We start from the raw sequence: 23,834 nt of genomic DNA on the forward strand, positions 1-23,834 counted from the left end.
CCCGCAAAAAACCGAACAGCAACCGTGATGAGGCGTGATCGCCGTGGCCAACCAGAATCCCGCGCCTGCCCAGACGACCAAGAAAACCCCCGCCACCCGCAAGACCTCCCTCTACCGCCTCAGAAGCACCAGCCCTCCCGACCCTGAAGAGCTGCGTGACATGGTGCTTCCCCGCTACCTTGACCGCGACGGTTTCCACGCCACGCCGGTGGAACACGGCCCCGTCCGAGGGTTCCTGGTCACTGGCACCACCGTCCCCGGACCGGCCGACTGGTGCTCGGCCCTCGCCGCGCTCAGCGGGGAACCCGTGGTAGAGGAGAACCGCACCGCGTTCGGCCTCCTCCTGGTCCGCACCCACAAGGCCGTCTATGCCCTCACCTACGGCATGGGGCACCTGATGATCGACCCCGCGCGCATCGATCCCGGATTCGGCATCGAATTCGCCGTCCGCTGCCTGGACGAAGAACGCATCACCAAAGTCCGCCGCCAGGTCATGGACGCCCGCGGTCGAACCGATGAGAACTCCGCGGCTTCAGGCGAGCACATCCGCGGCTTCGGCATCGAAGAGTTCGGGGAGATCGTCAGCCAGATCGCCGGCAAGATCAGCGGTGTTCCCCTGACCTTCACCCGAGACCGCACACGAGCGGCTCACGTCACCGGGACCGACCGCTCGGTCAAGCTCCACCTCGGCAGCGACCCCTCGGACCTGCTGGCAGACCTCCGCAGTATCGAGGAAGTCTGTGCCCGCCCCAACCCCCTGCCGGAATTCGAGTTCATCACCCAGGTCCGCCCCCTGGCGCCGAAGACCGAGCAGGCCCAATACCTGGACGAGCGGCTGGACTCCCTGCTCGGCGCCGGGGACGTCAGCCGGATGGCCCTGGCCATCCCCACCGAGTGCCGCGACCGGTTCGAGTTCGCCGAATCGTTCAAGGTGAAACTGGGACGTCGCGGAGAACTGCTGACCGAACTTGACGTCAGCTTCCTCGTCGACTCCGTCAAAGACAGGACACAGGGCAAGCGCCTTCACGCACTGCGTGAAGGGCGAGTGGAGATGTTCGCCGATACTGCCGCCAAAGATCGCCTCAGCCGCAAGGTCCCCGCCGATCAGTGGCTGACCGTTGAGATACCCGCCGAAGCCGTCCACTACTTCTACTGGCAGGGGCGGTGGTACGAGGTCGGCGCCGAATACCTCACCACGATCAGGCGCCGTGTCACCGAACTGCTTGCCCAGCCCAGCACCGTGCCCCTTCCCCCCTGGCCGTCCGGCAAGGATGAGACAGGCTACAACGAGCTCGTGGCCGAACAGGACGGGTACGTGTTCTTTGACAAGAAGAACGTACACACAGGTCGACTTCGGGGTGGTGGCCTGGAGATCTGCGACGTTCTCGGTCCACAGGGACAACTCATCCACGTCAAGAAGGCAATCAAGGGCAGCGCCCCACTGAACCATCTCTTCGCCCAGGCCCGTGTCTCTATGGAAACACTGCGCCACGACACCGAAGCGCGGAGCAAGTTCATCGAGAAGATCGAGGACCTCGCTCCCGGCCACCCGGTGGACAGGTCCTTCGCCACACCGACCGTGGTCCTCGGCATCCTCCTGAAGGACGGAGTACCGCTGACCGTCGACTCCCTCTTCGCCTTCGCCCAGGTGTCCTTGCTGCACACAGCCACGGCTCTGCAGGGCATGGGAGCGAAACTGGAAGTCGTCTCCATCAGCCGAGATCCTCGCACCTGAGTCAGGAAGCTCTCGTCTCCTTTCCGAGACGGGAACGGTCCAGCGACCGACGCCTCAGTGGCCATACGGGCCAACCGGACTACACCGGTGGTGTCTCTCTAACAGACGACCTGTCCAGGGGGATGGAAGAAGTCCCGCAGGCCGGTACTCGCTCGTCTTTCCTTCCGTAATCCACGGAGACGTCTGGACGTCTGTCCGGGCGCCCCCGGTTCGTTCTGTAGGTCCTTCAGTCCTTCTTCCAGGTCAGGCTCTGGTTAGCGGTTTCCCCGCCCACTGGAGACAGTCAGGATCGGCCGCGTGCCCTACTCCACTGTGAAGAGGTAGGGGCGGACGAGTGGGCCGGGGTCGTCGTCCTCGACGTCCATGGGTTGACAGGGCCAGGTGACCGCGGCCGGTTCGGTTCCGCGGTGGCGTCCCCGGTAGGGCTTTCTGTTCGGCCCGGGGCTGGGAGTGGGGTTTCGGTGGTCGTGCTGGGCGGCCCACTGGCGGATCAGTGCGGCGAGCTGTCGGTCTGCTGGGTCCTGGCCTGGCTTCTCGTTCGGTCGCTGGATGCATCCGATGTCCTCAGCGGTTGCCTCGGGAACGCGGTTACGCGGGGCTCGTGTCGGCGCGGGTGGCCGCGGCGAGGACACGGTGCGCGGCAGGGAGGTCCGGGCTGCCGGGCGGGGCCGCTGGGTCGCGGCGGGTTCGTTGACGAAGAAGGGCTGCAGGAGTGCGCCCAGCCACCAGCGGGCCCGCCAGAGCCAGCTTCGCGGTTTCGGTTTCCGGTGCCGGGCGGCGTCGATACGCTGTGTCATGTCACCACCTGGGTTCTCAGGTCGGGGGCCGTGCCCCGGAGGCGGTTGCAGCGCCTGCCGGGTCTTGCTGTTGTACGGGTCGGAGTTCAGGAGCCGCCGCGCGCCGTCTCGGCACGGGCGTGGTCGAGGGCCGCGGCCAGGTGCTCGGCGATGGCCTCCAGTTGCTCGCCGGGGGTGGTGAGTGGTGGGGTCAGGCGCAGGCTTGCCCGGTTCAGGGTGGCGCGCACCAGCAGGCCGCGGTCGCGGGCCGCCGCCACGACCGCCTCGACCGGGGGTGCGGACCCGGTCGGTTAGGCGGTGTTCGATCTGGTCGGTGAGGAAGGTCCCGGCCTTGGCCGCCTGCGCGCTCAGTGCGTGGCGGACCAGGTGGTGCAGGATTTCGGCGGCCACGCTCGCGGCGAAGGGGTGCGGTTCCCAGCCCGGATACCAGCGGTTGGCCTCGTGGTCGGTTTTGGCGGCCAGGTGCGGGGCGGCCAGCAGGGCGCCGCAGGTGCCGTAGCCGGCGGTCAGGCTGTCGCCCAGGGCTGCCGCGTCGGGGCGAGCATCAGCGGGAAGACCGTGCAGCAGGGTCAGTGTTCCGGAACGCCCCAGGCCGAGAGGGGTCTCGTCCCAGGCGAGGACGAGGTCGTGCTCGTCGCACAGGCCCCGCAGCGCTCGCATCTCCCCGTCCTTGGGTGGCACGGCGGCCAGCGGCCACCCGCCACATGCTGTCCCGCCCGGTCGCGGGACTGATTGCAGGCATGACGACTCCAAGGAATTCGAGAGGAAAGAAGGAAGAGGAGATGTGACAGCAGGACGACCGCGGAGGGGAAGGGCAGCCCCGACCCGAATGGGCGAGGCCGCGCTCCGAGCGGCGACCGCTGCTGTCGCGACAGGTCATGGTCGAGATCCCGGTGGGAGAAGGCTGCACGCCCCCGTCTGGGGCCTCGACCATCGGGAGGGTCCTGGCCGCGGCGTCGCACCGCACGGTGCGCTCACCCCGGCAGGACTTTCGGCAGACGCCCAGGGTCGCTGGACGGCGTGGGTCTACACCGGGACCGCGGCCAGTGCCCGGGCGGAGCCGCTGGTGCGGGGCAGCGGCATCGAGGTATCGACCGGTGCGGGGCGCAGGGTTCCGCGCTGGATGTTGCGGACCTCGATCTGCTTGGCGGCCAGTTCGGCACACGCAGCCGCCCGGGCAAGGGGCAGGGCGAACCAGGCTGCCTTGCCCCGCTCCAGGCGGACCACACCGCACAGCCCACCGGAGTAGGCCGTCACCGCGGGCAGGCCCCGGCCGCTCTCCCGCTCGCAGTCGAGGTCGGCCGCCTCCAGCGGCGAGGGCAGCAGCGGCCAGCCCTCCCCGGCGTCGTGGACCTCCACCACCACGCACCCCGCCGCCCGGCACTCCCACACCAGCACGCCCACCGGCGCCCCGCCGTGGCGCACCGCGTTGGTCACCAACTCGCTGACCATGAGCTCAGCGTCCTCGACCTGCTCCGGTGCCACACCCAGCTCCGGCAGTATGCGCCGCAGCCGGTACCGCGCCTCACCCACATTCCGCTCGTCCGGTGCAGCCCACCGAACCAGGACATCAGCGCCCATGCCCCCTCCAGAGAGTGAACGACATTCGGTGACAGGGCAGTCACCGTCACCCACAGGATGCACGCAAATTTTACTCATAGCAAGATTTGATGAGCGTAAAATTTACGAAGAGAGATATGGCAAGCTGAACAGGCGCACTCACACGCTGACAGGAAGGCAGGGCTTCCGTTGATCGGGGACGAACCGTCGCTGCGGCAACGCTGGCTTGGCACTCGGCTGGCCCAACTGCGCCGTGAGCTCGGCCTCTCGCTGCAGGAGGCGTCGAGCCGGGCCGAACGCTCCACCGCCTCGCTGAGCAGGATCGAGAACGGCCTGGTAGCACTGCCGCCCCGCGACGTGCGCCCGCTTCTGGACGCCTACGGCGTCGCCGACACCGACCTGCGGGAGACGCTGATCGCGGTAGCCGGAGAAGTGCAGGCGGAACGGCGCGGCTGGTGGGTCGAGCACGACGACCGCCTCGCCCCCTCCTACCTCGACCTGGTGCGTCTGGAGGCGACCGCGACCCGCATCCGCACTTTCGAGGTCGGCGTCATTCCCGGCCTGCTCCAGCACGAGCGGTACGCGCGCACAGCGATCCGCGCCACCAGTGGAGCCGAACTCAGCGAGGAGGAGCTCGACCACTTCGTCTCCGTGCGCAAGCAGCGCCAGCAGATCCTCACCAGAGACGAGGATCCCGTCGAGTTTCACGCCGTCATCCACGAAGCCCTGCTCCACCAGCACCTGGACGAACCCGACGTCCGCACCGCCCAACTCCGCCGCCTGGTGGAGCACGCCAGACGCCCCAATATCACCGTCCAAGTCCTGCCGGTGACCGCCAGCACCCACCCGGCGCTCACCGGAGCCTTCACCCTCCTGTCCATGCACCGGCTGGAAATCGCCCACGTCGAACTCATGACCAGCGACGTCTACATCGAGGAGCCCGCCAGCATCCAGCGCTACCAGGCCGCATTCGCCGCTCTGGCCGAGCTGTCCTTGTCCCCCGAAGCGTCAGCCGAACTGCTTTCCGACAAAATAGACATTGAAGAATGAACAGCCTGGAAAGCGACAAGGTGAGCACGGTGGCAGACCTGTCCTGGTACAAGAGCAGCTACAGCACAGCGCAGAGCAACTGCGTCGAGGCGGCTCGCCTGCCCTCCGGCGGCATGGCGCTGCGCGACTCCAAACACCCCGAAGACACGGTCCTGCACTTCACCCGCGACGAATGGACAGCCTTCCGGAAAGCCCTGTGCGAAGGTGAACTCTGAGACCGCCGAGGCCGCATCCGGACAGGGCTTCTCCGTGTCGCGTTCCGGCATCTCCCGTCTCCGCTCCTGAGAAAGCCCCGGTTCAGGGGGCGGGGGTCCATGGCCAGGGGCGGGGGCCCCGGCGTCCGCGCAGGCAGTCGACGCGCAGTTGTGCTTCGGTGTGCATGGCCGGGTCGTGGGGGGCGTGCTGGGCGAAGTACAGGGCCATGCGGAGCTCCCGGATGTCGCGCAGCACCTCGTAGCCGTCCCAGGCGGTGACGTCGTATCCGTAGAGGTCTGCGAAGCGCGCGTAGTCGTCGGCGCGGACCCAGCCGAAGCTGGTGTGCTTGATCGCGGTGGAGACGAGGTCCCATTCGGGGCGGCCCAGGGAGCAGCGCTCCAGATCGATCAGCCGGGCCTGGCCGTCGGCGCTGCGGGCGACGTTGCCCACCCAGGCGTCACCGTGGACGACGCACTCGGGCAGGCCCGCGGGCAGCTCCTGCCAGGCGGCGCGCAACTGGTCGAGGCGGCCGCGCAGCCAGGCCCGGTCGGCGGGCGGCAGGGTGTGCGCGTCGTCGATCCGCGCCTCCAGGCGCACGAACGGGTCGAGGGCTCCCAGGGCGAGGCCGGGGGGCGGGGTGAGGGCGTGCAGGGCGCGGAGCAGGCGGGCGACGTCGGTGACCGTGCCCGCCTGGTGGGGCGGCAGTTCGTGCCACCAGGTGACGGCACGCCCGTCGACGAGTGCCGGCTGGTCCACCTCCAGGGCGCGGACCGCGGGCAGGTCCTCCTCGGCCAGCCAGCGGGCGACGGCGACTTCGCGGGCCGCGGCCTGCTGCTGGCCGGGGCGGGAGATGCGGGCGACCACCTGGCCGGGCAGGCGGATGACGGCGTTCTCGCCGATGCGGACCGCTTCGGCTCCTTCGGTGGCGATGGCGGCCTGCCGGCCCGCAGCGGCCAGGATCCGGTCGAAGGGCGCAGGGAGGGTCATGGGCAGGTGCCTTCCAGGGCGCGGGTGATCCGGGCGCTGACCGCGTCAGCGCCGTCCACCTCGGGGGTCCGGTTGAGGAGGGCGTGGAGTTCGCGCAGGTCGTCCTCGGCGCGTCGGGAGCGCACCCGCCCGACATCATCAAGGGCCCGGGTCGCGGTGGCCAGTCCCTCCTCGACGTTGCGGCCGTGCAGGTGCAGTGAGGCGAGCTTGATGGCGGAGATGGCCCGCGAGCGCGCGTAGGCGTCCGTGTGGCCGCCGACCGCCTCTTCCAGCCGCCGCAGCGCGCCATCCGGAGGGTGGACTCCGGCCACCGCCAGGTCCCACAGCGCGTGGGCGGTGTCGCCCGCGTGCTGGGCCGCGTCGTAGTAGGCCATCCACGAAGGAGGCTCGACCGCGGTCGGCGCGGCGAACGCGGCGTCGGCCTCACCGACCGCCCGGAGGGTCTCGGTGCGCAGGCCCGTCTTCGCGTAGGCGCGGGCACGGGCGGTGTGCAGCATGGCTTTCTCCGCGGCGGAGAGCCGCTCGGAGCGCACGAGGCCGAGTTCGGCGTAGGTGATCCCCTGATCGGGGTCTGCGCACCAGACCGCCTGGCGGGCACGGTGGGAGTAGATCTTGGCGCGCAGGTGCCAGTCCCCGGCTTCCTCTGCGCACTCGGCGGCGAAAGCGAAGAGGCGGCGGGCGTCGTCGTGGGCGTAGGCGTCGAAGGCCATGAAACCGGCCACCATGAACAGCTGGGCGACCGCGGAGAAGGCCTCGCCGCGCAGACGGTGCGGACACGGGGCGTGCAGCAGGTCGGCGGCCGCCCGCAGCTGCCCCGCCACAGCGGCGCGCGCCACCTGCCCGCCGTAGGTGTGGTCCCATCCGGAAAAGACCGCGGCCGCCTCCCGGACCTGGGCGATGTCGACGGCGCGCACCTGGTGCGGGCACAGCGTGTCCTGGAACGGCGAGGACAGCGCCAGCAACGGTGAGACGGCCAGACCAGCGGTGGCGGTCCGGAGGAAGTCGCGGCGTTCCACACCCTCCAGCATGGAGGGTTCACCAGTACCAGCGACATGTCCGGTACTCGCCGATGCGGTCTTGTCGGTTTCGGAGGATTCCACCTTCCGTGTGGCGGTGACCAAGCCCTGTGCTCGCGCCAGGACTCCTCCGGTGTCGAGGACTTCGTCAAGACGCCAGGCCAGGTCTGGAGAGCACTCCCGGTCGGCGGTCTCGATCCGCCCTATCAGGCTCATGCTGACCCACACTCGCTGAGCCAGTTCACGCTGTGTCAGTTCACGCTTCTCACGCCAATACCGCAACTCCGCACCGAACCAGTCGGCAGGCGACCGCTCAGGCTGCAGTGTCTTCGGGGGACGAGGCACCTGGTTTCCTCCTCGGGGGACCCGCCAATCCGACAGGATGGAATGTCGGACTCAGCATCTCGATTCTGTGCCGGGGGATCCAGCTAAATGGACAAAAGCCTTCCAACCAGGCTGGACTGGAGAGAGGCAGTGCCCCAGAGAAGTGATCAAGACCTGCAATGGCGCACATCCAGTTATACAGATGCCGACCGCGGAATATGCACGGAAGACCCCATTGGTCCGGAGAGTGCTCTGATACGTGACACAAAGGACCGCGGACTGGGACGTCTGGCCTTCGATTCCGCGGAATGGCCGCTGTTCGTCCGCGCCGCCCGTGACGGCTGCTTCTGAGGGGAGTGCCGATGACGCTATCTCTGCCCATACGCCGCCTGGGTGCATGCGGCATCGAGGTCCCTGCGGTGGGGATCGGCTGCTGGGGGATCGGAGGTCCGGCCGAGAACCTGGGACTGCCCATGGGATGGGCCTCTGGATCCGACGAATCCGCAGCCCAGGAAGGGCTGGAGACAGCCTTCGCGCTGGGAGCCAGGTTGTTCGACACCGCTGACGTCTACGGCCTGGGCCGCTCAGAACGGCTGCTGGGGTGGCTGGTGCGGCAGGTGCCGCGCACGGAACTGGTGCTGGTGTCCAAGGTCGGCTACTTCGTCGGCACGGCCTCCCACGGCTACGAACCGGGGCACATGCGCCGCCAACTGGAGCAGACCCTGGACAATCTCGGCACCGACCACCTGGACGTGTACTTCCTGCACCACACCGACTTCGGCGCTGCCAGCGAATGGCTGGACGGCGCGGTCGAGCAGATGCGCTCCTTCCGCGACGCCGGCCTGATCCGGGCCATCGGCATGCGCGGCCCGCACCGCCATGCTCTCGAACGGCTATCGACTCCCCGTCACAGCAGGGCTGACAAGGTGGAACAGTTCCGCGACCTGTTCCACAGGGTGCGCCCTGACGTGCTGGCGGTACGGGACAACCTGCTGAGCCCGGTCGCCCGGGCATCGGGAGTCTACGGACTCGCAGCCGAGCACGGTGTCGGGGTCCTGGTGAACAAGCCGCTGGCCCAAGGACTGCTGACCGGCGTGTACTCGCCTTCGGCTCCCCGGGACTTTCCGCCGGGCGACCACCGTAGACGCAAGCGCTGGTTCACCGCCGAGGCACTCGCAATCATCGGCAGCGGCCTGGCCGAAGTGCGTGCGCTGATCGGCAACGACCCCGACGAACTGCTCCGCTATGCGCTGTGGCACTGCCTGGACTCCTACCAGCACGCCGCCGTCCTGGCCGGATTCACCTCGCCCTGGCAGGTCCGCCGCAACCTCAAGGCTCTGGGCCAGTGCCCTGACCGCGAGATGCTGGACCGTGTGCGCCGGATCATGGCCGATGTCCAACGCAGACTCGACGCCGGCGGCGAGGTGTTTCGCGACGAAGCGACCGGAGCGGAAACGACGTGAGCGAGATCTTCCCGGCCCAGATGAGCCTGCTGGACACGGCCGAACCCGCACGACGGCACCGCACCGGCGAGGTGGGGTTCGTGGTCTTCAACGCCCAGCACGCCTCGCCCGAACGCTCCCGCGCCCAGGCCGACTGGCTCGCCGCACACGAACACGCCGACATCGTGGTGGCCAGCGAGGTCTCCGGCACGCACACCGCGCTGGCCCAGGCCCTCACCGAGCACGGCTACGACGTCCTGGCTCCCGACAGCGGCGGGGACTACCGGGTCCTCCTCGCCTCCCGCGCCGGAACACTCTCGCCGGTACCGGAACTGCGGCTCACCCACCTGCCGCACCGGGCGGTGACCGCACACCTGGCCGTGGACGGGCTCCGGCTTGCGGTCATGGGCCTGTACGTGCCCTCGCGCGGTCCACGCGAGCGGCGCAACGTCGACAAGCGCCTCGTCCAGGACTCCATCACCGCCCTGCTGCCCGCACTGGCCGGACAGGACGCCGAGATCACCGTGGCCGCCGGGGACCTCAACGTGGTGGAGCCCGGCCACCGCCCCCACCACAAGGTCTTCGGTGCCTGGGAGTACGACTTCTACCGCGCCTTCGCCGCCCACCGCTTGACCGACGCGTTCCGGCACCTGCATCCCGACCTGCTCGACCACTCCTGGTACGGACGCTCCGGCAACGGCTACCGCTTCGACCACACCTTCACCACCGCACCCGAGCGCATCCGCTCCTGCGCCTACGACCACGCCCCCCGTGAACTGCGGCTCAGCGACCACGCCGCGATGACCACCGTCCTGGCCACCGGCTGACCCCCGGTCTCCCGCACAGCCCGACCACACCGCGGCCACCGGGCCCTGCCGCCATGCCCCAAGACCGGCCCGCGGCACCCCCTGTCCTCGAAAGGGTTGACCATGCCTTCTCTTTCCACCGCTGCGACCAGCCACAACCGCCTCCTCACCGCCCTCGCCCACGTGGTACCGCCCTCTCATGACCTCCGGGACGCGGTGCGCTCGCTGCCGCTGACCGATCCCAATCGGATGCGGGAACTCCTCACCAGGCTGCTCGTCGGCACCGCGGAGCAGGTCGTGGTGACCGGCACCGTGGAACGCCGACTGCTGGCACTGCTGCCCGCAGGCAGCCAGACGTGGCTGCTGGCGGACCTCTCCGGACGCCCCCACCGCGACCGCCCGTGGCCCCAATGGGCGCGCCAGGGCATCGACCTGCACTCCCCCGGCGACTGGCTGTCCACTGCGTCGCTGTCCGCAGACGCCCGCCGACGCCTCATCCGCCCGAAAATCCTGCTGGCAGCGCTGTACCACCCCGAGCACTTCCCCCTGCCGCGCTTCCCGCTGGGAATCTCCGACCTCGCCCGCGCGGTCCGCTCGACCCTCTCCGGCCAAGTGGACCTGCTGGACATGCAACTGGGCGCCACCCTCGACACCATCACCGCCGACGCCAGCAGCGGCGGGTACGACATCGTCGGCCTGTCAGCGACCTTCGGCCAGCACGACCTCCTCACCCGCGTCCTCGACCACGCCTCCGCTCTGCCCTCCCCGCCCCGGCTTGTCGCGGGAGGCAGCCTGACCGCCCGCAACGAACGCCTCCTGCTCGAGCGCTACCCCTCACTGCTGATCGCCCGCGGCGCAGGAGAGCCCACGATCGCCGACCTGGTCGCCCTGCACCACGGCGACATCGACTTGGACCAGGTACGCGGCATCGGATACGCGGGGGCACCGCGCGGCGGAGGAATGGCCGTCAGCCGCTTCCGGGTACGGCGCACCCCCACCGTCGCCAACCGCGTCCAAGCCGACACCATGCCGGAACTCGACCTGCTGCCGACCACCTTCGCCCACCACGGAGTGGCCCAACTGGAGACCAGCCGGGGCTGCACCAACTACTGCTCGTTCTGCCCCCGCGGCCACAAGGGAGCCTGGTCCGGCACCGCACCGACCGAGCTCCCGCCCATCCTGGACGCCATCAGCGAGGTCTTCGACCAGCATCCGGAAGTGGCGCGGGTGCTCTACCTGGTGGACGAGGAGTTCATCGGCCGCGGCCCGGACGCCGTTCCCCGTGCCCTGGCTGTCTCCGCCGCCCTGCACGAACGAGGATTCCAGTGGGAGACCTCCTGCAGAATCGACCAGGTGGCGCGCCTCGACCGCGACCGCGGCTGGCACGCCGACCGTGTCCGCCTGTGGCGGGCACTGCTCTCCCATGGCCTGCGGCGCTGCCTGTTCGGCATCGAATCGGGGGTGACCTCGGTCCTGGAGCGCTTCAACAAGGAGACCACCGCTGAGCAGAACACGCTGGGTATCCGCACCCTGTCGGCTCTGGGCGTGCCCACCCGCTTCACATACATCACCTTCGACCACCTGATGGACGAGGCCGAACTCCGCGCCACCCATGCCTTCCAGGGAAGACGCGACCTCCTGCTGCGGCCCCTCCCCCACCTGAGCGCCGAGGAGATCGCGGACGGCGTGCGCGACGAGGCGTTCGTCGCCGAGCACTCGACCGGCCAGCCTTTCTACACCTCTATCTCCTACATGCTGGTGTCCATGGAGTGCCTGATCGGCGCAGCCTACACCAAGCAGGTCCAAGCCGCCGGGCTGGCCGGGCCTCCCCGCCCGTCGATGGGGCGTGTGGACGCGGAGTTCGCCGACTGGCGCATCGGTGCCTGCTCCCAGGCCGCCCAGTTGTGGGTGGACCGCAACTTCGCCTTGGACTACACGCTCAAAAGCGTGGAGAAGGTCCTCGGCGGCCCGGAGCGCCACCGGGTGCGCCAGACCCGGGAGGTCCTCAAGCGCTCGGCGTTCGACCTGCTCACCACAATGGTCCGCCAAGTCGGTGCCCACCAGGTGCACCACAAGGAGAGCACAGCACTCGCCGAGGCGCTCTTCTCCTTCATGGACGACGAGGTCCAGCGCCTGCGCACGCGGCTCGACCGCGCTCTCCCCGGACTCGCCCGAGCGCTTCCCGCCAAGCACGCCGACCTGCTGCACCGGGAGTACCAAAGATGGACCGCCACCCAGGAGTGGCGGCTGATCAACGCCGCTGACCCCTGCGGAACCTGACCCTTATTCGGGGATCGGAACCCAGTTGAACTCGGGGCAGTAGCGGGCGTAGACCACCAGCTTCCACCGGGCGTAGTCCTCAAGGCGGCCCGACGAGCGCAGCAGATGCTTGACCCAGGTGTGGGCGATGCGCTCGTCCCGGTCCATTCCCGCCTCGATCTGGTCCAGCATCCGGCAGGCCACCGCGAAGTCGTCCTCGGTCAACGCGCTCACGTCGATCTCCACGCCGTCGAGCTCGAAGAAGAAGACCAGCCGCGTCGTCGAGAAGCTGGTTTTGCGCTCGCCCTTGAATGCCGCACGCCCCTCAAGGGCCGCCACAAGCGCTTCTCGTTCCGCTACCGGGTAGCCGATACCCAGATCCAGATCACTGGACTCCAGATTCACCCGGGTTCCGAACGACCCCACATCGCGCGGAGTGCGCCCTGTCCACTCGGTGATCAGCGCCGAAGCACGCTCCCGCACCTCCAGTAGCCGCGCGTCGTCCTTGCGGCGCTCCAGCCAGAACTCCTCTGCCCGCGCCCACTCCTGCGGTGAGAACACCTCCGGGTCGGCCCACCCGGTCGAGATGACTGCTTCGACATCCAGATCACTGGCCACCGTGCACACTCCCCGATCAGACAACGCGACCACCGTAGCCGCCCGCGCATGCCTGCGGAGGAGAACGGAAGAAGCGGAAGGGGGGAGCACCCGTGAAAACGACAGGGAGTACCTGTCGGATTCGCTCTACGCCCAGTTGAGTGCCAGCGCTTTCCCTTTCCCGGTTCATGCCGGCCGCCGGGCCGCTGTGAACCGCGGCGAGTAGTAGTCGCTCTGCACGGGTTCGACGCGGATGGTCTGTCCGGTGGAGGGGGCGTTGACCATCTGGCCGTCGCCGACGTACATGGTGACGTGGCTGGGTGAGGGGCCCGACCCGGTGTCGTAGAACAGCAGGTCACCGGGCTGCAGTTCGTCCAACCCGACCGGGATGCCGATTCTGACCTGGTCGGTGGTGACGCGGGGGATGCTGACGCCGGCAGCGGCCCATGCGGCCTGGGTGAGTCCCGAGCAGTCGAAGCCGTGCGGGCCGGTGCCGCCCCAGACGTAGGGCTTGCCGACCTGCCGCAGCGCCCACGCCGCGGCGGCCTGCCCGGCTTCGCTTCCCCCTCCTGCCCCCGGGTTGAGGGGGGTGCGGGTGTCGAAGCGGTCGACGGCGGCGAGCACGTCGGCGACGTAGGCGTGGCTGCGGTTGTAGCGGAACAGGGCGTCGGCGAGCTGGCCGCGGTCGGTGAAGTCGACACCGGCGCCGCCCGCGCTGAGGCAGAGCTCGCGGGCGCTGGCGAGCGCGGAGTCGTAGACGTTGTGCGGGTCCGCACTACCGTCGCCGTTGCCGTCGGCGCCGTAGGCGGGCCAGCCCGAGGGCAGGTGCTGGTTGGGTCCCACGGCGCGGTCGTACTCGGTGTCGCCGTCCCACCTGCCGTTGTCGGTGTCGTAGTGGGGGGTGAGGTTGCCGCCTGCGCCGGAGCCGTCCAGTCGGGGGCCGATCATGGGCGGGCGCACACTGGTGACCAGCAGACGCTGCGCCACCAGTCCGGCCAGCATTCCGTTGATCACGGAGTCCGGCCTCTCTGGGAAGTCGGATGCCAGTTTGTCGGCCAGATCGCCCAGGCGGACCGGGGTCTGAACGGCTTGGAAGACCGTGTGGACCGCTTCGGTATAGCGGACCGACACCTCCACCGGCTCAGCCCCGCGTACCGCACCGCTCTGCTGATGGCAGCCCACGACCAGCCGCCCGTCCCGGACGAACGCGAGGTTGTTGCGCACTACCAGCAGTCGGCGGCTCAATTCGGGGATGGCCTCCAGACGTGTGACCACTCCGTCGAGCCATGCGGAGTCGACCCGTGCGACAGCGCGATGCTCTTCACCGAAGCGCACCGCAGGCGCAGAGCCGAACCGGGCCGGCGCCACACCGGAGAACAAGCCGAACGGCGTCGCCCGACTCTCCGTCCGCAGCAGGTACCGGGCCAGCGACAGCACCGCGCGGCGGACCTCGCGCCTACGCACCCGGCGGCCCTCGCACACCTCGTGGACTCGACGAGCCAGGTCCGGGCTGGCGACTTCGACGCCCGCCGCGAATCTGTCGGACGCCCACACCTGCCGCAGCCAGTCCACCCAGGACGCCAGGTGCTCCTCCGTGTCGTCGGTCAGGTCCGGCCACAGTGGCACGCTTCCAGGGCGGCAGGCTGCTGCCCGTACCACGGCCGCGTCCACGAACCTGTACAACTCCGGCTCCTCAAGGGTTGGGTACTCGCGTGGTGGTGGAGGCATGCCTCCACCACCACGGGGATCGGATGCGTGTCGGGGCCAGAGCGGTCAGCAGCCGCTCTGGGCCGGGCAGGCGCTTTCGCAGGTGGTTCCGCATCCGTCGTCGGTGAGCCGCATCAGGTCGCTGATGACGGGGCCGGACTCGACGATGCTGATGTCGAGGTCGAACTGGGGGTCTTCCACACCGATCACGGTCTGAGGCGTCTGGATAGTCACGTACTCCTCCTCGTAGTGGCGTTGTCCGAATATTCAGGGGTTTCCGGCCCGGCTGCCCTGCTTCAGGGCCAGGAGATGACGATGCGGGTGTGGTTTTTGTCGATGATCCTTCCGGCGGGGAGTTCGGCGTCGGGGGTGGCTGCGGGAAACACCTCGATGCGCGCCCCCGACCCCCCGCGGTGGTCGCGGTCCCAGGTCCGGATGTGGTCGATGTACTCCTCGGCGAGGCGTTCGGCTTCGGGGCCGTGCGCGTACGCGCCGAACTCGAACCTGGTGCGGCTCTCGTTGACCGGGCGCGCCGAGGCCCGGTAGGCGAAACTGTTCCCCGCCACGATCGCTTTGCCTCCGTACAGCGCGGACCTGCTGGCCAGTCCGCTGTCGACCGCTTCTTTCGTGGCTTTGACCAGGCCGAAGCCGTCGACTGCGGTGGCGATCCACAGGTCCAGGCCGTGCAGCGGCTCGCCGTCACCGAACTCCATGCCTCCCCAGCGCTCGGTTCGCGGTCCGAGCAGGGCCTTGCGCAGACCGGCGGCGTCAACGGGCTGGCCGGTGTCGATCAGCAGGCTGACCCTGCCCTCATCCAGCGCGACCACCTGCTCGCTGTGGGCGCCGGCTCCCTGCATCGGCACGAAGGCGCAGAGCCGGTAGTCCCGGCTCACCAGGCGGTCGCCTTCGCGCTCGAAGGCCACCGAGCGCGTCAGCCCGCGCATCCGCAGCGGAACAACGATCCTCCCGGCCTCGGCGAGCTGCCCGGTCCAGGCGGGCGGGATGTCCCACGCGCCCGCAGTGACAATGATCCGGTCGAACGGGGCGTGCTCTGGCACGCCGTAGGCGGCGTCGCCCAGCACCACGTCGACCCGCCCGTATCCGGCGGCGTCGAGATAGCGTCGGGCGCGGTCGGCGATCTCCGGATCGATGTCGGCAGAGACCACTTTCCCGGTCCGGCCGACCAGTTCGGCGATCAGTGCCGCATTGTAGCCGCCGGAGCCGATCTCCAGTACCCGCATGCCCGGTTCGATCCGGGCCTGTTCCAGCATCGCGGCCTGGATCTCCGACGCGGACACCACGCTGGTGGCCGCACCGGACCCGTTCTGCTTCCGGTGCAGGGTGGTCATGGTGGCATAGGCCCGCTCCAGCGGCTCGCCCGGGGCGAACAGGTGCCGCGGCACCGTGCTGAAAGCAGCGGCCACCGAACCGCTGCGGACCGCTCCCAGATCGCGCAGCTCACCCACCATCTTCTCGCGCAACTCCTCAGCGCGATCGGTCTCGCCGGTAGTCCTGGTGTTCGTGTCTTGACGTTCGCTCACTTGGTGGTTCTTCCACGTTCTGGGGCCGATGGGAGAAGCCCACCGACTGGGAATGCACGAGGAATCTGGTCTTCGTGGAATCGGATTCTCTCTCCTCGCCTGCGCTTCCACCGAAGTGGTACGCGGGGAGGCGACGTGGAAACAAGTCTCGATGCACGGGCCACGGAGATCTATGCCGAGCTGTCATAAAGTTCGGCATACTCCCCACGGAGCCAAAGAAGAATCACCATTCCACACCACTTGACCGATTTGCCGCTTTCCGGCCCTCGAAGAATTCCCGGTGGAGGCGGCAGAGCCTGTGGAGGCACGTCCTCAGCAGAAATGAGAGACGCCGGAAGGATCCTCAGTCACCGTGGAAGGCCGCGACAGCACCGGGGTCCTCCCGTGCTTCCGCCTCGATAGCGAGCTGGCTGCCGAGCACCGGCGCAGCAGAAAGGCCCGTACCGGTGAGGAGATCGGTGTGAAAGGCTCTGCCAGGACGTGTGTCCGGCATTCAGGGCACTGCGCGGTGAAGATCCGGGGCAGGACCGGAAAGCAGACGGGCGACCGCTGCGGCAACGGCATCGCCCCCGCTCGCGCAGCAAGGCCGCGCATTGTGGTCGCCCGATACGGCTCTTGGGGCCGCCTTCGGGTGGACGACTCCGCTGGTCGCCGTCACCACGGCTGGGCGGCAGAGTCTCCTTGAAGGGCTTCCCGGTCTTCCCACCGTGGTTCAGTTCTGGCCGGTTCGGGTGGCGGGGAGGTAGAGCAGCGCGTTCATGGTGGTGCCGGAGACGAGTTCGCGTCGGGCGACCAGGTCGGGCACGCGGGCCAGCGGTACCCAGTCGACGCGTTCGGCTTCCCAGTCCTCCGCGGGATCTCCGATGTGCTCGGCGCTCTCGGCGAGGAAGATGTGGTGTTCGGAGTCGGAGATGCCGCTGGAGGGCTGGACGTAGACCAGGGGCCGCAGCGGGCCGACCCGCCATCCGGTCTCCTCCTCCACCTCGCGGGCCGCCGCGGCCTGGGGGCTCTCCCCGTCCTTGATGCCGCCGATGGGGATCTCATAGCCCTAGGTGTCGGTGATGAACCGGTGCCGCCACAGCAGCAGCACCTCGCCGCGGCCGTTGAGCACCACCGCCCCGGCTCCGGGGGCGGAGCGGATCAGGCGGTGGGACAGGTGGCGTCCGCCGGTGATCTCCACGTCGGCGAGCCGGATGTCCAGCCACCGGTCCTGGTACAGCGGTTTCTCCGAGTGGACGATCCAACGCATGCCGCAACCCCCGATCCCGACGGCCCTCTACCGCGTCCAGACAATCACAGGACAAGGGCCAGCTCCGCATCAACCTGCTCGCGGAATTCCCGAACCTCCGGGGTGCTGCTGCGCCCCAGTGCCGATTGGACGGAGCGGATCCGATCGTGCAGACGACCGGACTCCACACCGCGGATCCGGAGCAGCGCCTCCCGCGCCGGCTCCAGGGCTTCGTCGGCGCTTCCCGACTGCGCGCGGATAACAGCCAGACCCGCGTAGCGGTGGACCTGGCCCCGCAGATGAGCAGCATCAGCAGTCTCAAGGCTCTCCAGAGCGTACTCTTCGGCCGCCTTCAGGTCACCGAGTCGGCGCAGAGCTTCGGAGAACTGGGTCTCCATGAGCCCTGGCTGCACGTAGCTGGTTTCGGACGGCTCCTCGCCGTAGCGGATTCGGTTGGCCGCCGCTTCGGAAAGGCCCATCTGCTCGTGGCAGGCAGCGCGATCCCCCAGACGCGCGTAGGCCCGTGCCTGCATGGACCGCAGATCGGAGACAAGGGCGGGACTGAGGCGTCCGCGGCCCGCTCCGAGCGCGGTTTCCGTGTACTGGACAACCAGCGGGTACCTGCTCATACTCATCGCCTGGTTGGCCAGCAGAGCCACTACATAGCCGCCGAATCCACGGTCTCCTGATGCCTTGGCCATGTGAAGCGCAGCGCGAAAGTACTTTCGGGCCAGAACCTGATCTCGCGCGTCGTAGGCGCAGATCCCGGCCAGTGCGGTGAGGCTCCCCGCCGTCCGGAACAGACGCCTGCCCACTTCGTCGGTGCAGGAGGCGCTGAGCACCGGCATGACACGGGTGGCGAGGAACCGGGCCAGACGGGGCCGTACCGGTATGCCGCCCACACGCCGGTACATCTCCTCGTAGTGCGACCGAGCACTGCGCAGCCTGGCCAGGTCTCCTTCTCCGAACCGGCCGCCCAGCCCGGCGCTACCGAGGCCGGTTCCCCGAACCTTCTCCGCCGCTTCGCCATCCAGGACAGTGCGGAAGGACGGTACCAGGGCTTCTGCCAATCCCTCCGCGCCATACAGCAGCGGAGCCGCCGACAGGACAGGTTGCGGCGCTTCAAGGCCTTCCCAGGCTCGACGTCTGCGGTCAGGGTCGCGCAGGGTGCGTTTGCCGGACTCCAGACGCGAGACCATGCCCTGCGACAGGCCGACCAGGTGAGCGATGGCCTCCTGGGTCAGGTCGGTGTGGCGCCGCAGCAGCCGCACCACCCGCACGACATCCCCGGCAGCCACTGCTTCACGAACTTCCGCATACTCCCAGAAACTACATGGAACACACGCGCATTCATTCTTCTGGCGATTATGTCCACAATTGGGGCATATTATTCACTTCATCCTCCTGGCGGATAGCTTACGAGTGTTTCCAGAACAGCCGGAGGAGTTCATGACGGGTCGATGACCGTCATGGCATGGATTTTCGCAGTCTGCTCCTTTTCGGTGGCGCTAGGGTTTCCTTGTGGCTGACTCTCCGATTCGCACCAGGTTCGCTCCCTCCCCTACCGGCATGTTCCACGTGGGCAACGCCCGGTCACTGCTGCTGAACTGGGTGGTCGCGCGACAATCCGGCGGGACCATGGTGCTGCGGATCGAGGACACCGACGCCGCCCGCTCCCGCCCAGAGTGGACCGAGGGCATTCTGGCTGCCATGGCCTGGCTGGGCGTGGACGACATCCAGTACGAGGGCCCCTACTTCCAGACCGACGACGCCGCCAAGCACACCGAGGCCGCCCAGCGCCTGTTCAAAGAAGGCCTGGCCTACTACTGCGACTGCACCCGCGAGCAGGTGCAGCAGCGCCGCGACAACCCCAACCTCGGCTACGACGGGTTCTGCCGGAATCGGGGCCTGGAGGCCGCTGCGGGCCGGGCGCTGCGCTTCCGCATCCCCGAGGGCGGCACCACGGTGGTCGACGACCAGATCCGGGGCCGGGTGGAGTTCCCGCACGCCGCGCTGGAGGACTTCGTCATCGCCCGCGGCGACGGCTCGGCGTGTTCGTGCTGGCCAACGTGGTCGACGACGCCGAGATGGGCATCACCCACGTCATCCGCGGCAAGGAGCACCTGCCCAACACCCCCAAGCAGCAACTGCTGTGGCAGGCACTGGGACACACCCCGCCGGTGTGGGCGCACGCGCCCGTGCTGGTCAACGACAGGCGGCAGAAGCTATCCAAGCGCCGCGACAAGGTCGCCATAGAGTCCTACCGGGACGAGGGCTTTCTGCCCGAGGCGATGGTCAACTACCCGATGCTGCTACCGGGTGCCGACCACGAGATCATGCCGTTCGACCAGATGGTGCCGCTGTTCGACCTGGCCGACGTCAACTCCTCTCCGGCGTTCTTCGACGAGAAGAAGCAGCGCGCGTTCAACGGCGAGTACATCCGCGCCCTAGACACGGCCGAGTTCGTGAAGCGCTGCACCCCCTATCTGCGCGCCGAGAACGTGCCCTGGCCGACGGACGCCTACGACGCGGCCGTCTTCGCCCAGATCGCGCCGCTGGCCCAAAGCCGCGTCTCCGTGCTCGGTGAGATCGTCGCCTACGCCGACTTCCTGTTCCTGGAGCAACCGGTGCGGGACGAGAAGAGCTGGGCCAAGGCGATGAAACCCGACACCGCCCGACCGGTGCTCGCCGATACGCTCGACCGCTTCAGCGAGGCGGCGCTGGTCTGGGAGGCCGCCGCGCTGAAGACCGCGGTGGAGGAGGTCGGGGCCGCCCACGGCCTCAAACCCGGTAAGGCCCAGGCCCCGGTGCGGGTCGCCGTGACCGGCCGCACCGTCGGACTGCCGCTGTTCGAGTCACTGGAACTGCTCGGCCGCGACCGCACCCTGCGCCGGATTCAGGCCGCCCTGGACCGGCTGAACACCTGACGCGCCGCCCTGGTCCTGGCCAGGACCAGGGCCCGGGGCAGAACCGTTACCAGTCCGGTCGGCTCGGGGCCGTGGACACGCCCGGTGAGGACCCAGCGCACCTCCCGTGGTGGCTTGCCGACCGCTGTTCCCGCGCTCCAGGAGTCGAGCCACCGCAGTGCCCATTCCGCCTGCTCTGGCGGAGCCTCGTACTCGACCTCGGCACGGGAAAGCCTCTCACAGAGGCTGAGCCGCTGGTGGAGCGGTCTTCGGTAGTGGGACGCGACCCAGGACACGACCTGCGGCGGGCCCGGCGCTCCCCTGTCACGCAACTCCCGCGCCGAGACCTGCGGGCTCACCGCGGTGGAGGCCTTCCGGTCCAGTACCCTCAGGCATTGCCGGTCGAAGCTGCTGTCAGCATTGGACGGCAGGACCGGACGGAGGTGCCCCGAGGTGTCCAGACAAGGCGTGTCTTTCTGGCCTGCCCTCAGTCCGGTTTGCTGTCCGTGACAGCACTGACGCGAGGAGGCGGTTGGATGCCTGGAACTGGGCCAAGACCCGGACCGCGGCGGAGGGGGCGGTGTGGCGTTCCGGGGACGCACCCCTGTTCAAACGGACCGGTGGGCGCTGAAGTGCGCACCGAAGCAGACTTCCAGCGCATGCTGACGCACCAGGGATTCCCGGTGCCCCGAATCGTGGAGACGGGCCGGGAGCGGGAAGGGTTCTTCTTCGTCGAGCGGAGCGTGGGCACGGAATCGCTGCACGACGTCGCGATACGCGACACCGAGGAGACCGGGACCGTGCACTAGACGACCGTGGACACGGCCGCGGAGGTCTCCGTCCGACTGCTGACCGCCCAGATCCGCGCCGCCGAGCAGCACCCCGGACAGGCGGCGGACTGGGTGAGGCGAGCCGGATTCGTCGACACCGTGCTCGCCGAGAACCCCGACCTCGACACCCACCAGGTGCGCACGGCCCTGGACACGGTCCTCGCGCGACTGGGCGGGATTCCGGTGTCGTTCGGACACCTCGACTACGGCCTGCCCAACGTCTTCGCCGATGGGGTGATCGACTGGCAGCACCACACCATGCCCCCGTGGTTCGACGTGTATCCGATGCTCGACATCGCAGCGTTCAGATGTGCCTGGCACGCCTCGACCTCGCCTCCGGATACCTGGGGTTGGGAGAACTGGACGGTGCGGTGGAACAGATACGTGCCGTGTTCACGGATGCGGAACATCGGCGTACCGACAGTGTGCGGCGGCGACTCCATCAGGTGCGAGAACTGCTGGAGAACACCGACATGCGCACCTCTCCACTGGCTGGTTCCGTACGTGATGAGATCATCGACTTCTGCACTCCGTCACCGCTGGCCCTTCCCGGAGGAACCGCACCATGACCGCCTCACCCACTGTCGCTCTGTTGCATCCCGGACAGATGGGTGCCTCCGTCGGCCGTGAACTGGTTGCAGCTGGGACCCGGGTCCTCTGGTGCCCCACAGGTCGCAGCGACGCCAGCGCTCAGCGCGCGGACCAGGCAGGGCTTGAGGCGGTGGCTGATCTGCGGTCACTGCTGGAGCAGTCATCCATGGTGATCTCTTTATGCCCTCCTGCCGCTGCTGAGGCGACAGCCGACACAGTACGGGAAGCGGGCTTCTCCGGAGTTTTCGTTGAGGCCAACGCAATCAGCCCGGAGCGTGCAGCGCGGATTGGTGCGACCATGACCGCCCAAGGTGTGCAGATCGTCGACGGATGTGTTATCGGCCCACCACCAGGCGGTTCTGTCGCCACCCATCTCTACCTGTCCGGTCCCGAAGAGAAGGCCGCTGCCGTGGCCCGTCTGTTCACAGGTACGGCTGTTACGGTGATCACCATCGAAGGTTCGGTGGGCAAAGCTTCCGCCTTGAAGATGGCCTACGGCTCCTACCAGAAAGCCACGTGCGCCCTGGCAAGCGTGGCCCAGGCGCTGGGACGCGCACACGGTGTGGACACATACCTGACTTCCGAAGCACGCCGACTCGCCAAGTCACCCCTGGCCATGCCGGAGCGCCTTCCCGACGTGGCTGCCAAAGCGTGGCGTTGGGCACCAGAAATGCTTGAAGCCGCAGCCACCCTCCGCGATGCAAGCCTTCCTTCCGCACTAGCCGAGGCCGCAGCGTCCGTCCTTGCCCTGTGGGAGCAGGACAAGGACCACTCTGATCTTCCCCTGGCTGATGTACTAGATCACCTGTTCACACGACAACCGATCACGGCAGTAGACGAGAACGGGACCTCCGCCTCTGACTAGGCTGTCAACAGAAGCAGATGAAGTAGCGGAAGTAGCTGCGCGTTGCCCTCGGGAGCGGAGTAGGAGCACGGTCTCACTCACTGAGACTTGATTATTTGGTTCCGAGTTGAAATCCGGTGTGGGCGAGGAAACCGTCCACCAGATCGGGGCGGTACCGCAGTCGACGCAGACCCGGTCGGACCGCCGAGCCCAACGACCCCTCATCTTCTCCTGGCTCGACCTTCCCGGCCACGCTCGCGTGCCGCGTGTTCGGGGCGTAGGCGGCCTCGGATGAGCGTCGGACCAGCAGGACGCGCCCACCGTCCAGGAGGAAGGCGTGCGCGTTCACGAACGGGTGCCCCGAAACCGGCGACTTGGCGAACATACGTTCGCCCATGGGCTCGTCCTGTCGCGTATGCCCGTCCGACGGCGGCTTTTCACCGACATCCGACAAGGCCGCTGCGGCCCCCCTGTTCGGCGAGGCCCGGCGGGAGGGCCCTGTGCCGGGAGAGGCCGCTACCGTGCCCGTGTTCCTCAACCGGGATCAGGGCGCCGCGTGGTAGGGGTGCTGCCGCACCTGCCTCGGCCGGGTTGCGGTTATGGCGTGCGCGGGCCGCGAGCGACGACGAGCCCCTGGTGGGTGGTGACCGTCAACGGCCCCTGTTCCGCGCGGACCCGCAGGTCTTTCTCCAGCTGTGCCAGGGTCTGATCGAACGGCACGCCGGCCTGGTCCGCCCATGCCTGGTAGGACGCGTAGTGGGCCAGGAGCGGTCCGGGGCTGTCCACTTCGATCCGACCGTGCAGGTCGGTCACGGTGACGTCGTTGAAGTATCGCCCCAGCACCTGTGGAGCCTCATCGAGGGGGAAGTGGTCGGAGAGCTTCACCCGGCGCGGACCGCGGCCGGTGCCCAGGACGGTCCCGGCTGCCTGGGACCACCACTGATCCAATTCGGCTTTGTCGTCACGGGCGTTGGTGGAGGCCACCAGGACACCGTTCGATTTGAGAACGCGGGCGGCTTCCGCGGCGGCCTGTGCGGGGTCGGGTACGTGGTAGAGCATGTGCATGGTCAGCACCACGTCGGCGGTGCCGGTGCGTACCGGCAGGTGGACGGCATCAGCGCACACCACCGGCCCGGGTACTCCGCGCAGGAGTGACGCGGACAGGTCCACCCCCACCACGTGCGAGCGGGGGCGGCCGGCTCGGATTCTGTCAAGGTAGCGGCCGTTGCCGCACCCCACGTCCACCCACACTCCGTCTCGGTCGCCGACGTGTTCCAGGACCAGTCCGGGCAGGTCGAAGCGGGGGCGCTGGTAGGCGTAGAGGTTCTGGCGGGCGGCAAGCGGGCGGTCGTCGCGGTAGGCGTGGCCGGTCAGCAGGGTGGGGTCGGTGGAGGCGCGGGGGCGGTGGTCCATGGGCTC

23 protein-coding genes and 3 pseudogenes are annotated in these 23,834 nt (G+C 68.5%); 11 read left to right on the forward strand and 15 right to left on the reverse strand.

The genetic code is table 11. The features are described from left to right. Window positions 1–43: 43 nt before the first annotated feature. A complete protein-coding gene (locus NI17_RS10340; protein ID WP_119268200.1) occupies window positions 44–1,735 on the forward strand; it encodes a DUF6119 family protein in 1,692 nt (563 codons plus the stop codon). Window positions 1,736–2,037: 302 nt separating this feature from the next. Here the strand turns inward: NI17_RS10340 and NI17_RS10345 are convergent, their stop codons facing one another. The 4 genes and pseudogenes from NI17_RS10345 to NI17_RS10355 form a co-directional block, all read right to left on the reverse strand. Next, window positions 2,038–2,532 carry a hypothetical protein gene (locus NI17_RS10345; RefSeq protein ID WP_068693701.1) on the reverse strand — a complete coding sequence of 165 codons (495 nt, stop codon included), beginning with the start codon at window positions 2,530–2,532 and terminating at the stop codon, window positions 2,038–2,040. Between the two features lie 86 nt (window positions 2,533–2,618). Continuing rightward, on the reverse strand, window positions 2,619–2,789 hold the full coding sequence (locus tag NI17_RS10350; RefSeq protein ID WP_234402131.1) for a hypothetical protein: 171 nt from the start codon (window positions 2,787–2,789) through the stop codon (window positions 2,619–2,621). A 46-nt stretch (window positions 2,790–2,835) separates the two neighbouring features. Then, window positions 2,836–3,213, reverse strand: a pseudogene (locus NI17_RS24695) (aminotransferase class III-fold pyridoxal phosphate-dependent enzyme); the annotation flags it as partial. A gap of 345 nt (window positions 3,214–3,558) precedes the next feature. Further along, window positions 3,559–4,191, reverse strand: coding sequence for an ATP-binding protein (locus NI17_RS10355; RefSeq protein ID WP_084012842.1), 633 nt, complete (start codon window positions 4,189–4,191; stop codon window positions 3,559–3,561). Between the two features lie 90 nt (window positions 4,192–4,281). Here NI17_RS10355 and NI17_RS10360 point away from each other — a divergent pair, with 90 nt between their 5' ends. Together NI17_RS10360 and NI17_RS10365 are read left to right on the forward strand one after the other, a co-directional pair. Then, the gene (locus tag NI17_RS10360; protein WP_084012843.1) at window positions 4,282–5,142 is read left to right on the forward strand and encodes a helix-turn-helix domain-containing protein; all 861 of its coding nucleotides are present in this window, start codon (window positions 4,282–4,284) and stop codon (window positions 5,140–5,142) included. Continuing rightward, window positions 5,139–5,357, forward strand: a complete 219-nt coding sequence (locus tag NI17_RS10365) for a DUF397 domain-containing protein (protein WP_068693706.1) — start codon at window positions 5,139–5,141, stop codon at window positions 5,355–5,357. Before NI17_RS10360 ends, NI17_RS10365 begins: the two co-directional genes overlap by 4 nt. Window positions 5,358–5,439: 82 nt before the next feature. Here the strand turns inward: NI17_RS10365 and NI17_RS10370 are convergent, their stop codons facing one another. Beyond that, window positions 5,440–6,324 (reverse strand): phosphotransferase family protein, encoded by an 885-nt coding sequence (locus NI17_RS10370; protein WP_119268195.1) that lies wholly within the window; start codon window positions 6,322–6,324, stop codon window positions 5,440–5,442. Continuing rightward, complete coding sequence (locus tag NI17_RS10375) at window positions 6,321–7,685, reverse strand: helix-turn-helix domain-containing protein (RefSeq protein WP_170163099.1); 1,365 nt, start codon at window positions 7,683–7,685, stop codon at window positions 6,321–6,323. Before NI17_RS10375 ends, NI17_RS10370 begins: the two co-directional genes overlap by 4 nt. Before the next feature lie 87 nt (window positions 7,686–7,772). Here NI17_RS10375 and NI17_RS10385 point away from each other — a divergent pair, with 87 nt between their 5' ends. The 4 genes from NI17_RS10385 to NI17_RS10400 all read left to right on the forward strand — a co-directional run bounded on the left by NI17_RS10385 (window position 7,773) and on the right by NI17_RS10400 (window position 12,192). Next, window positions 7,773–8,015, forward strand: coding sequence for a DUF397 domain-containing protein (locus NI17_RS10385; protein WP_084012820.1), 243 nt, complete (start codon window positions 7,773–7,775; stop codon window positions 8,013–8,015). Window positions 8,016–8,026: 11 nt separating this feature from the next. Next, window positions 8,027–9,127: an aldo/keto reductase gene (locus tag NI17_RS10390; RefSeq protein ID WP_068693529.1), complete on the forward strand. Its 1,101-nt coding sequence runs from the start codon at window positions 8,027–8,029 to the stop codon at window positions 9,125–9,127. Beyond that, window positions 9,124–9,933, forward strand: a complete 810-nt coding sequence (locus tag NI17_RS10395) for an endonuclease/exonuclease/phosphatase family protein (RefSeq protein WP_199860172.1) — start codon at window positions 9,124–9,126, stop codon at window positions 9,931–9,933. Before NI17_RS10390 ends, NI17_RS10395 begins: the two co-directional genes overlap by 4 nt. Before the next feature lie 102 nt (window positions 9,934–10,035). Continuing rightward, window positions 10,036–12,192 carry a B12-binding domain-containing radical SAM protein gene (locus NI17_RS10400; RefSeq protein WP_211329509.1) on the forward strand — a complete coding sequence of 719 codons (2,157 nt, stop codon included), beginning with the start codon at window positions 10,036–10,038 and terminating at the stop codon, window positions 12,190–12,192. A 3-nt stretch (window positions 12,193–12,195) separates the two neighbouring features. Here NI17_RS10400 and NI17_RS10405 read toward each other — a convergent pair whose 3' ends face one another. From NI17_RS10405 to NI17_RS10430, 6 genes and pseudogenes are all read right to left on the reverse strand, one after another. Next, window positions 12,196–12,789 carry a hypothetical protein gene (locus tag NI17_RS10405; RefSeq protein WP_199860170.1) on the reverse strand — a complete coding sequence of 198 codons (594 nt, stop codon included), beginning with the start codon at window positions 12,787–12,789 and terminating at the stop codon, window positions 12,196–12,198. Window positions 12,790–12,954: 165 nt separating this feature from the next. Then, the gene (locus NI17_RS10410; protein WP_199860169.1) at window positions 12,955–14,451 is read right to left on the reverse strand and encodes a lantibiotic dehydratase; all 1,497 of its coding nucleotides are present in this window, start codon (window positions 14,449–14,451) and stop codon (window positions 12,955–12,957) included. A 90-nt stretch (window positions 14,452–14,541) separates the two neighbouring features. Next, the gene (locus NI17_RS10415; protein ID WP_084012818.1) at window positions 14,542–14,709 is read right to left on the reverse strand and encodes an FxLD family lanthipeptide; all 168 of its coding nucleotides are present in this window, start codon (window positions 14,707–14,709) and stop codon (window positions 14,542–14,544) included. Between the two features lie 62 nt (window positions 14,710–14,771). Beyond that, window positions 14,772–16,016 (reverse strand): methyltransferase, FxLD system, encoded by a 1,245-nt coding sequence (gene fxlM, locus NI17_RS10420; protein ID WP_199860168.1) that lies wholly within the window; start codon window positions 16,014–16,016, stop codon window positions 14,772–14,774. A gap of 712 nt (window positions 16,017–16,728) precedes the next feature. Beyond that, a pseudogene (locus NI17_RS10425) lies at window positions 16,729–17,265 on the reverse strand (NUDIX domain-containing protein). 44 nt (window positions 17,266–17,309) lie between these two features. After that, window positions 17,310–18,518 (reverse strand): helix-turn-helix domain-containing protein, encoded by a 1,209-nt coding sequence (locus tag NI17_RS10430; protein ID WP_170163100.1) that lies wholly within the window; start codon window positions 18,516–18,518, stop codon window positions 17,310–17,312. 295 nt (window positions 18,519–18,813) lie between these two features. Here NI17_RS10430 and gltX point away from each other — a divergent pair. Further along, window positions 18,814–20,171 (forward strand): annotated as a pseudogene (gene gltX / locus NI17_RS10435) (glutamate--tRNA ligase). Here the strand turns inward: gltX and NI17_RS10440 are convergent. Next, window positions 20,141–20,509: a hypothetical protein gene (locus NI17_RS10440; RefSeq protein WP_068693523.1), complete on the reverse strand. Its 369-nt coding sequence runs from the start codon at window positions 20,507–20,509 to the stop codon at window positions 20,141–20,143. The pseudogene gltX and the gene NI17_RS10440 sit on opposite strands and share 31 nt — an antisense overlap. Before the next feature lie 273 nt (window positions 20,510–20,782). On the opposite strand from NI17_RS10440, the gene NI17_RS10445 reads away from it, so the two are divergent. From NI17_RS10445 to NI17_RS10455, 3 genes are read left to right on the forward strand one after another with little or no spacing between them, the layout of a single operon-like run. Then, entirely contained in the window at window positions 20,783–20,959 is a 177-nt protein-coding gene (locus tag NI17_RS10445) for a hypothetical protein (protein ID WP_170163101.1), read from the forward strand. Window positions 20,960–20,965: 6 nt separating this feature from the next. Further along, entirely contained in the window at window positions 20,966–21,610 is a 645-nt protein-coding gene (locus NI17_RS10450) for a hypothetical protein (RefSeq protein ID WP_068693521.1), read from the forward strand. Further along, the gene (locus tag NI17_RS10455; protein ID WP_243597708.1) at window positions 21,588–22,436 is read left to right on the forward strand and encodes an NAD(P)-dependent oxidoreductase; all 849 of its coding nucleotides are present in this window, start codon (window positions 21,588–21,590) and stop codon (window positions 22,434–22,436) included. Before NI17_RS10450 ends, NI17_RS10455 begins: the two co-directional genes overlap by 23 nt. Window positions 22,437–22,527: 91 nt before the next feature. On the opposite strand, the gene NI17_RS10460 is transcribed toward NI17_RS10455, so the two are convergent. Beyond that, a complete protein-coding gene (locus NI17_RS10460) occupies window positions 22,528–22,812 on the reverse strand; it encodes an NUDIX domain-containing protein (protein ID WP_068693519.1) in 285 nt (94 codons plus the stop codon). 200 nt (window positions 22,813–23,012) lie between these two features. Then, on the reverse strand, window positions 23,013–23,828 hold the full coding sequence (locus NI17_RS10465) for a class I SAM-dependent methyltransferase (protein WP_068693517.1): 816 nt from the start codon (window positions 23,826–23,828) through the stop codon (window positions 23,013–23,015). Window positions 23,829–23,834 lie beyond the last annotated feature (6 nt).

This window comes from Thermobifida halotolerans, from assembly GCF_003574835.2.
Taxonomy (GTDB): domain Bacteria; phylum Actinomycetota; class Actinomycetes; order Streptosporangiales; family Streptosporangiaceae; genus Thermobifida; species Thermobifida halotolerans.

Coding starts and splice junctions, on each gene's coding strand:
- NI17_RS10345 (WP_068693701.1), bottom strand. CDS start 2,532: ATGACACAGCGTATCGACGCCGCCCGGCACCGGAAACCGAAACCGCGA.
- NI17_RS10355 (WP_084012842.1), bottom strand. CDS start 4,191: ATGAGTAAAATTTGCGTGCATCCTGTGGGTGACGGTGACTGCCCTGTC.
- NI17_RS10365 (WP_068693706.1), top strand. CDS start 5,139: ATGAACAGCCTGGAAAGCGACAAGGTGAGCACGGTGGCAGACCTGTCC.
- NI17_RS10370 (WP_119268195.1), bottom strand. CDS start 6,324: ATGACCCTCCCTGCGCCCTTCGACCGGATCCTGGCCGCTGCGGGCCGG.
- NI17_RS10385 (WP_084012820.1), top strand. CDS start 7,773: ATGGACAAAAGCCTTCCAACCAGGCTGGACTGGAGAGAGGCAGTGCCC.
- NI17_RS10390 (WP_068693529.1), top strand. CDS start 8,027: ATGACGCTATCTCTGCCCATACGCCGCCTGGGTGCATGCGGCATCGAG.
- NI17_RS10400 (WP_211329509.1), top strand. CDS start 10,036: ATGCCTTCTCTTTCCACCGCTGCGACCAGCCACAACCGCCTCCTCACC.
- NI17_RS10455 (WP_243597708.1), top strand. CDS start 21,588: ATGGGTGCCTCCGTCGGCCGTGAACTGGTTGCAGCTGGGACCCGGGTC.
- NI17_RS10460 (WP_068693519.1), bottom strand. CDS start 22,812: ATGGGCGAACGTATGTTCGCCAAGTCGCCGGTTTCGGGGCACCCGTTC.
- NI17_RS10465 (WP_068693517.1), bottom strand. CDS start 23,828: ATGGACCACCGCCCCCGCGCCTCCACCGACCCCACCCTGCTGACCGGC.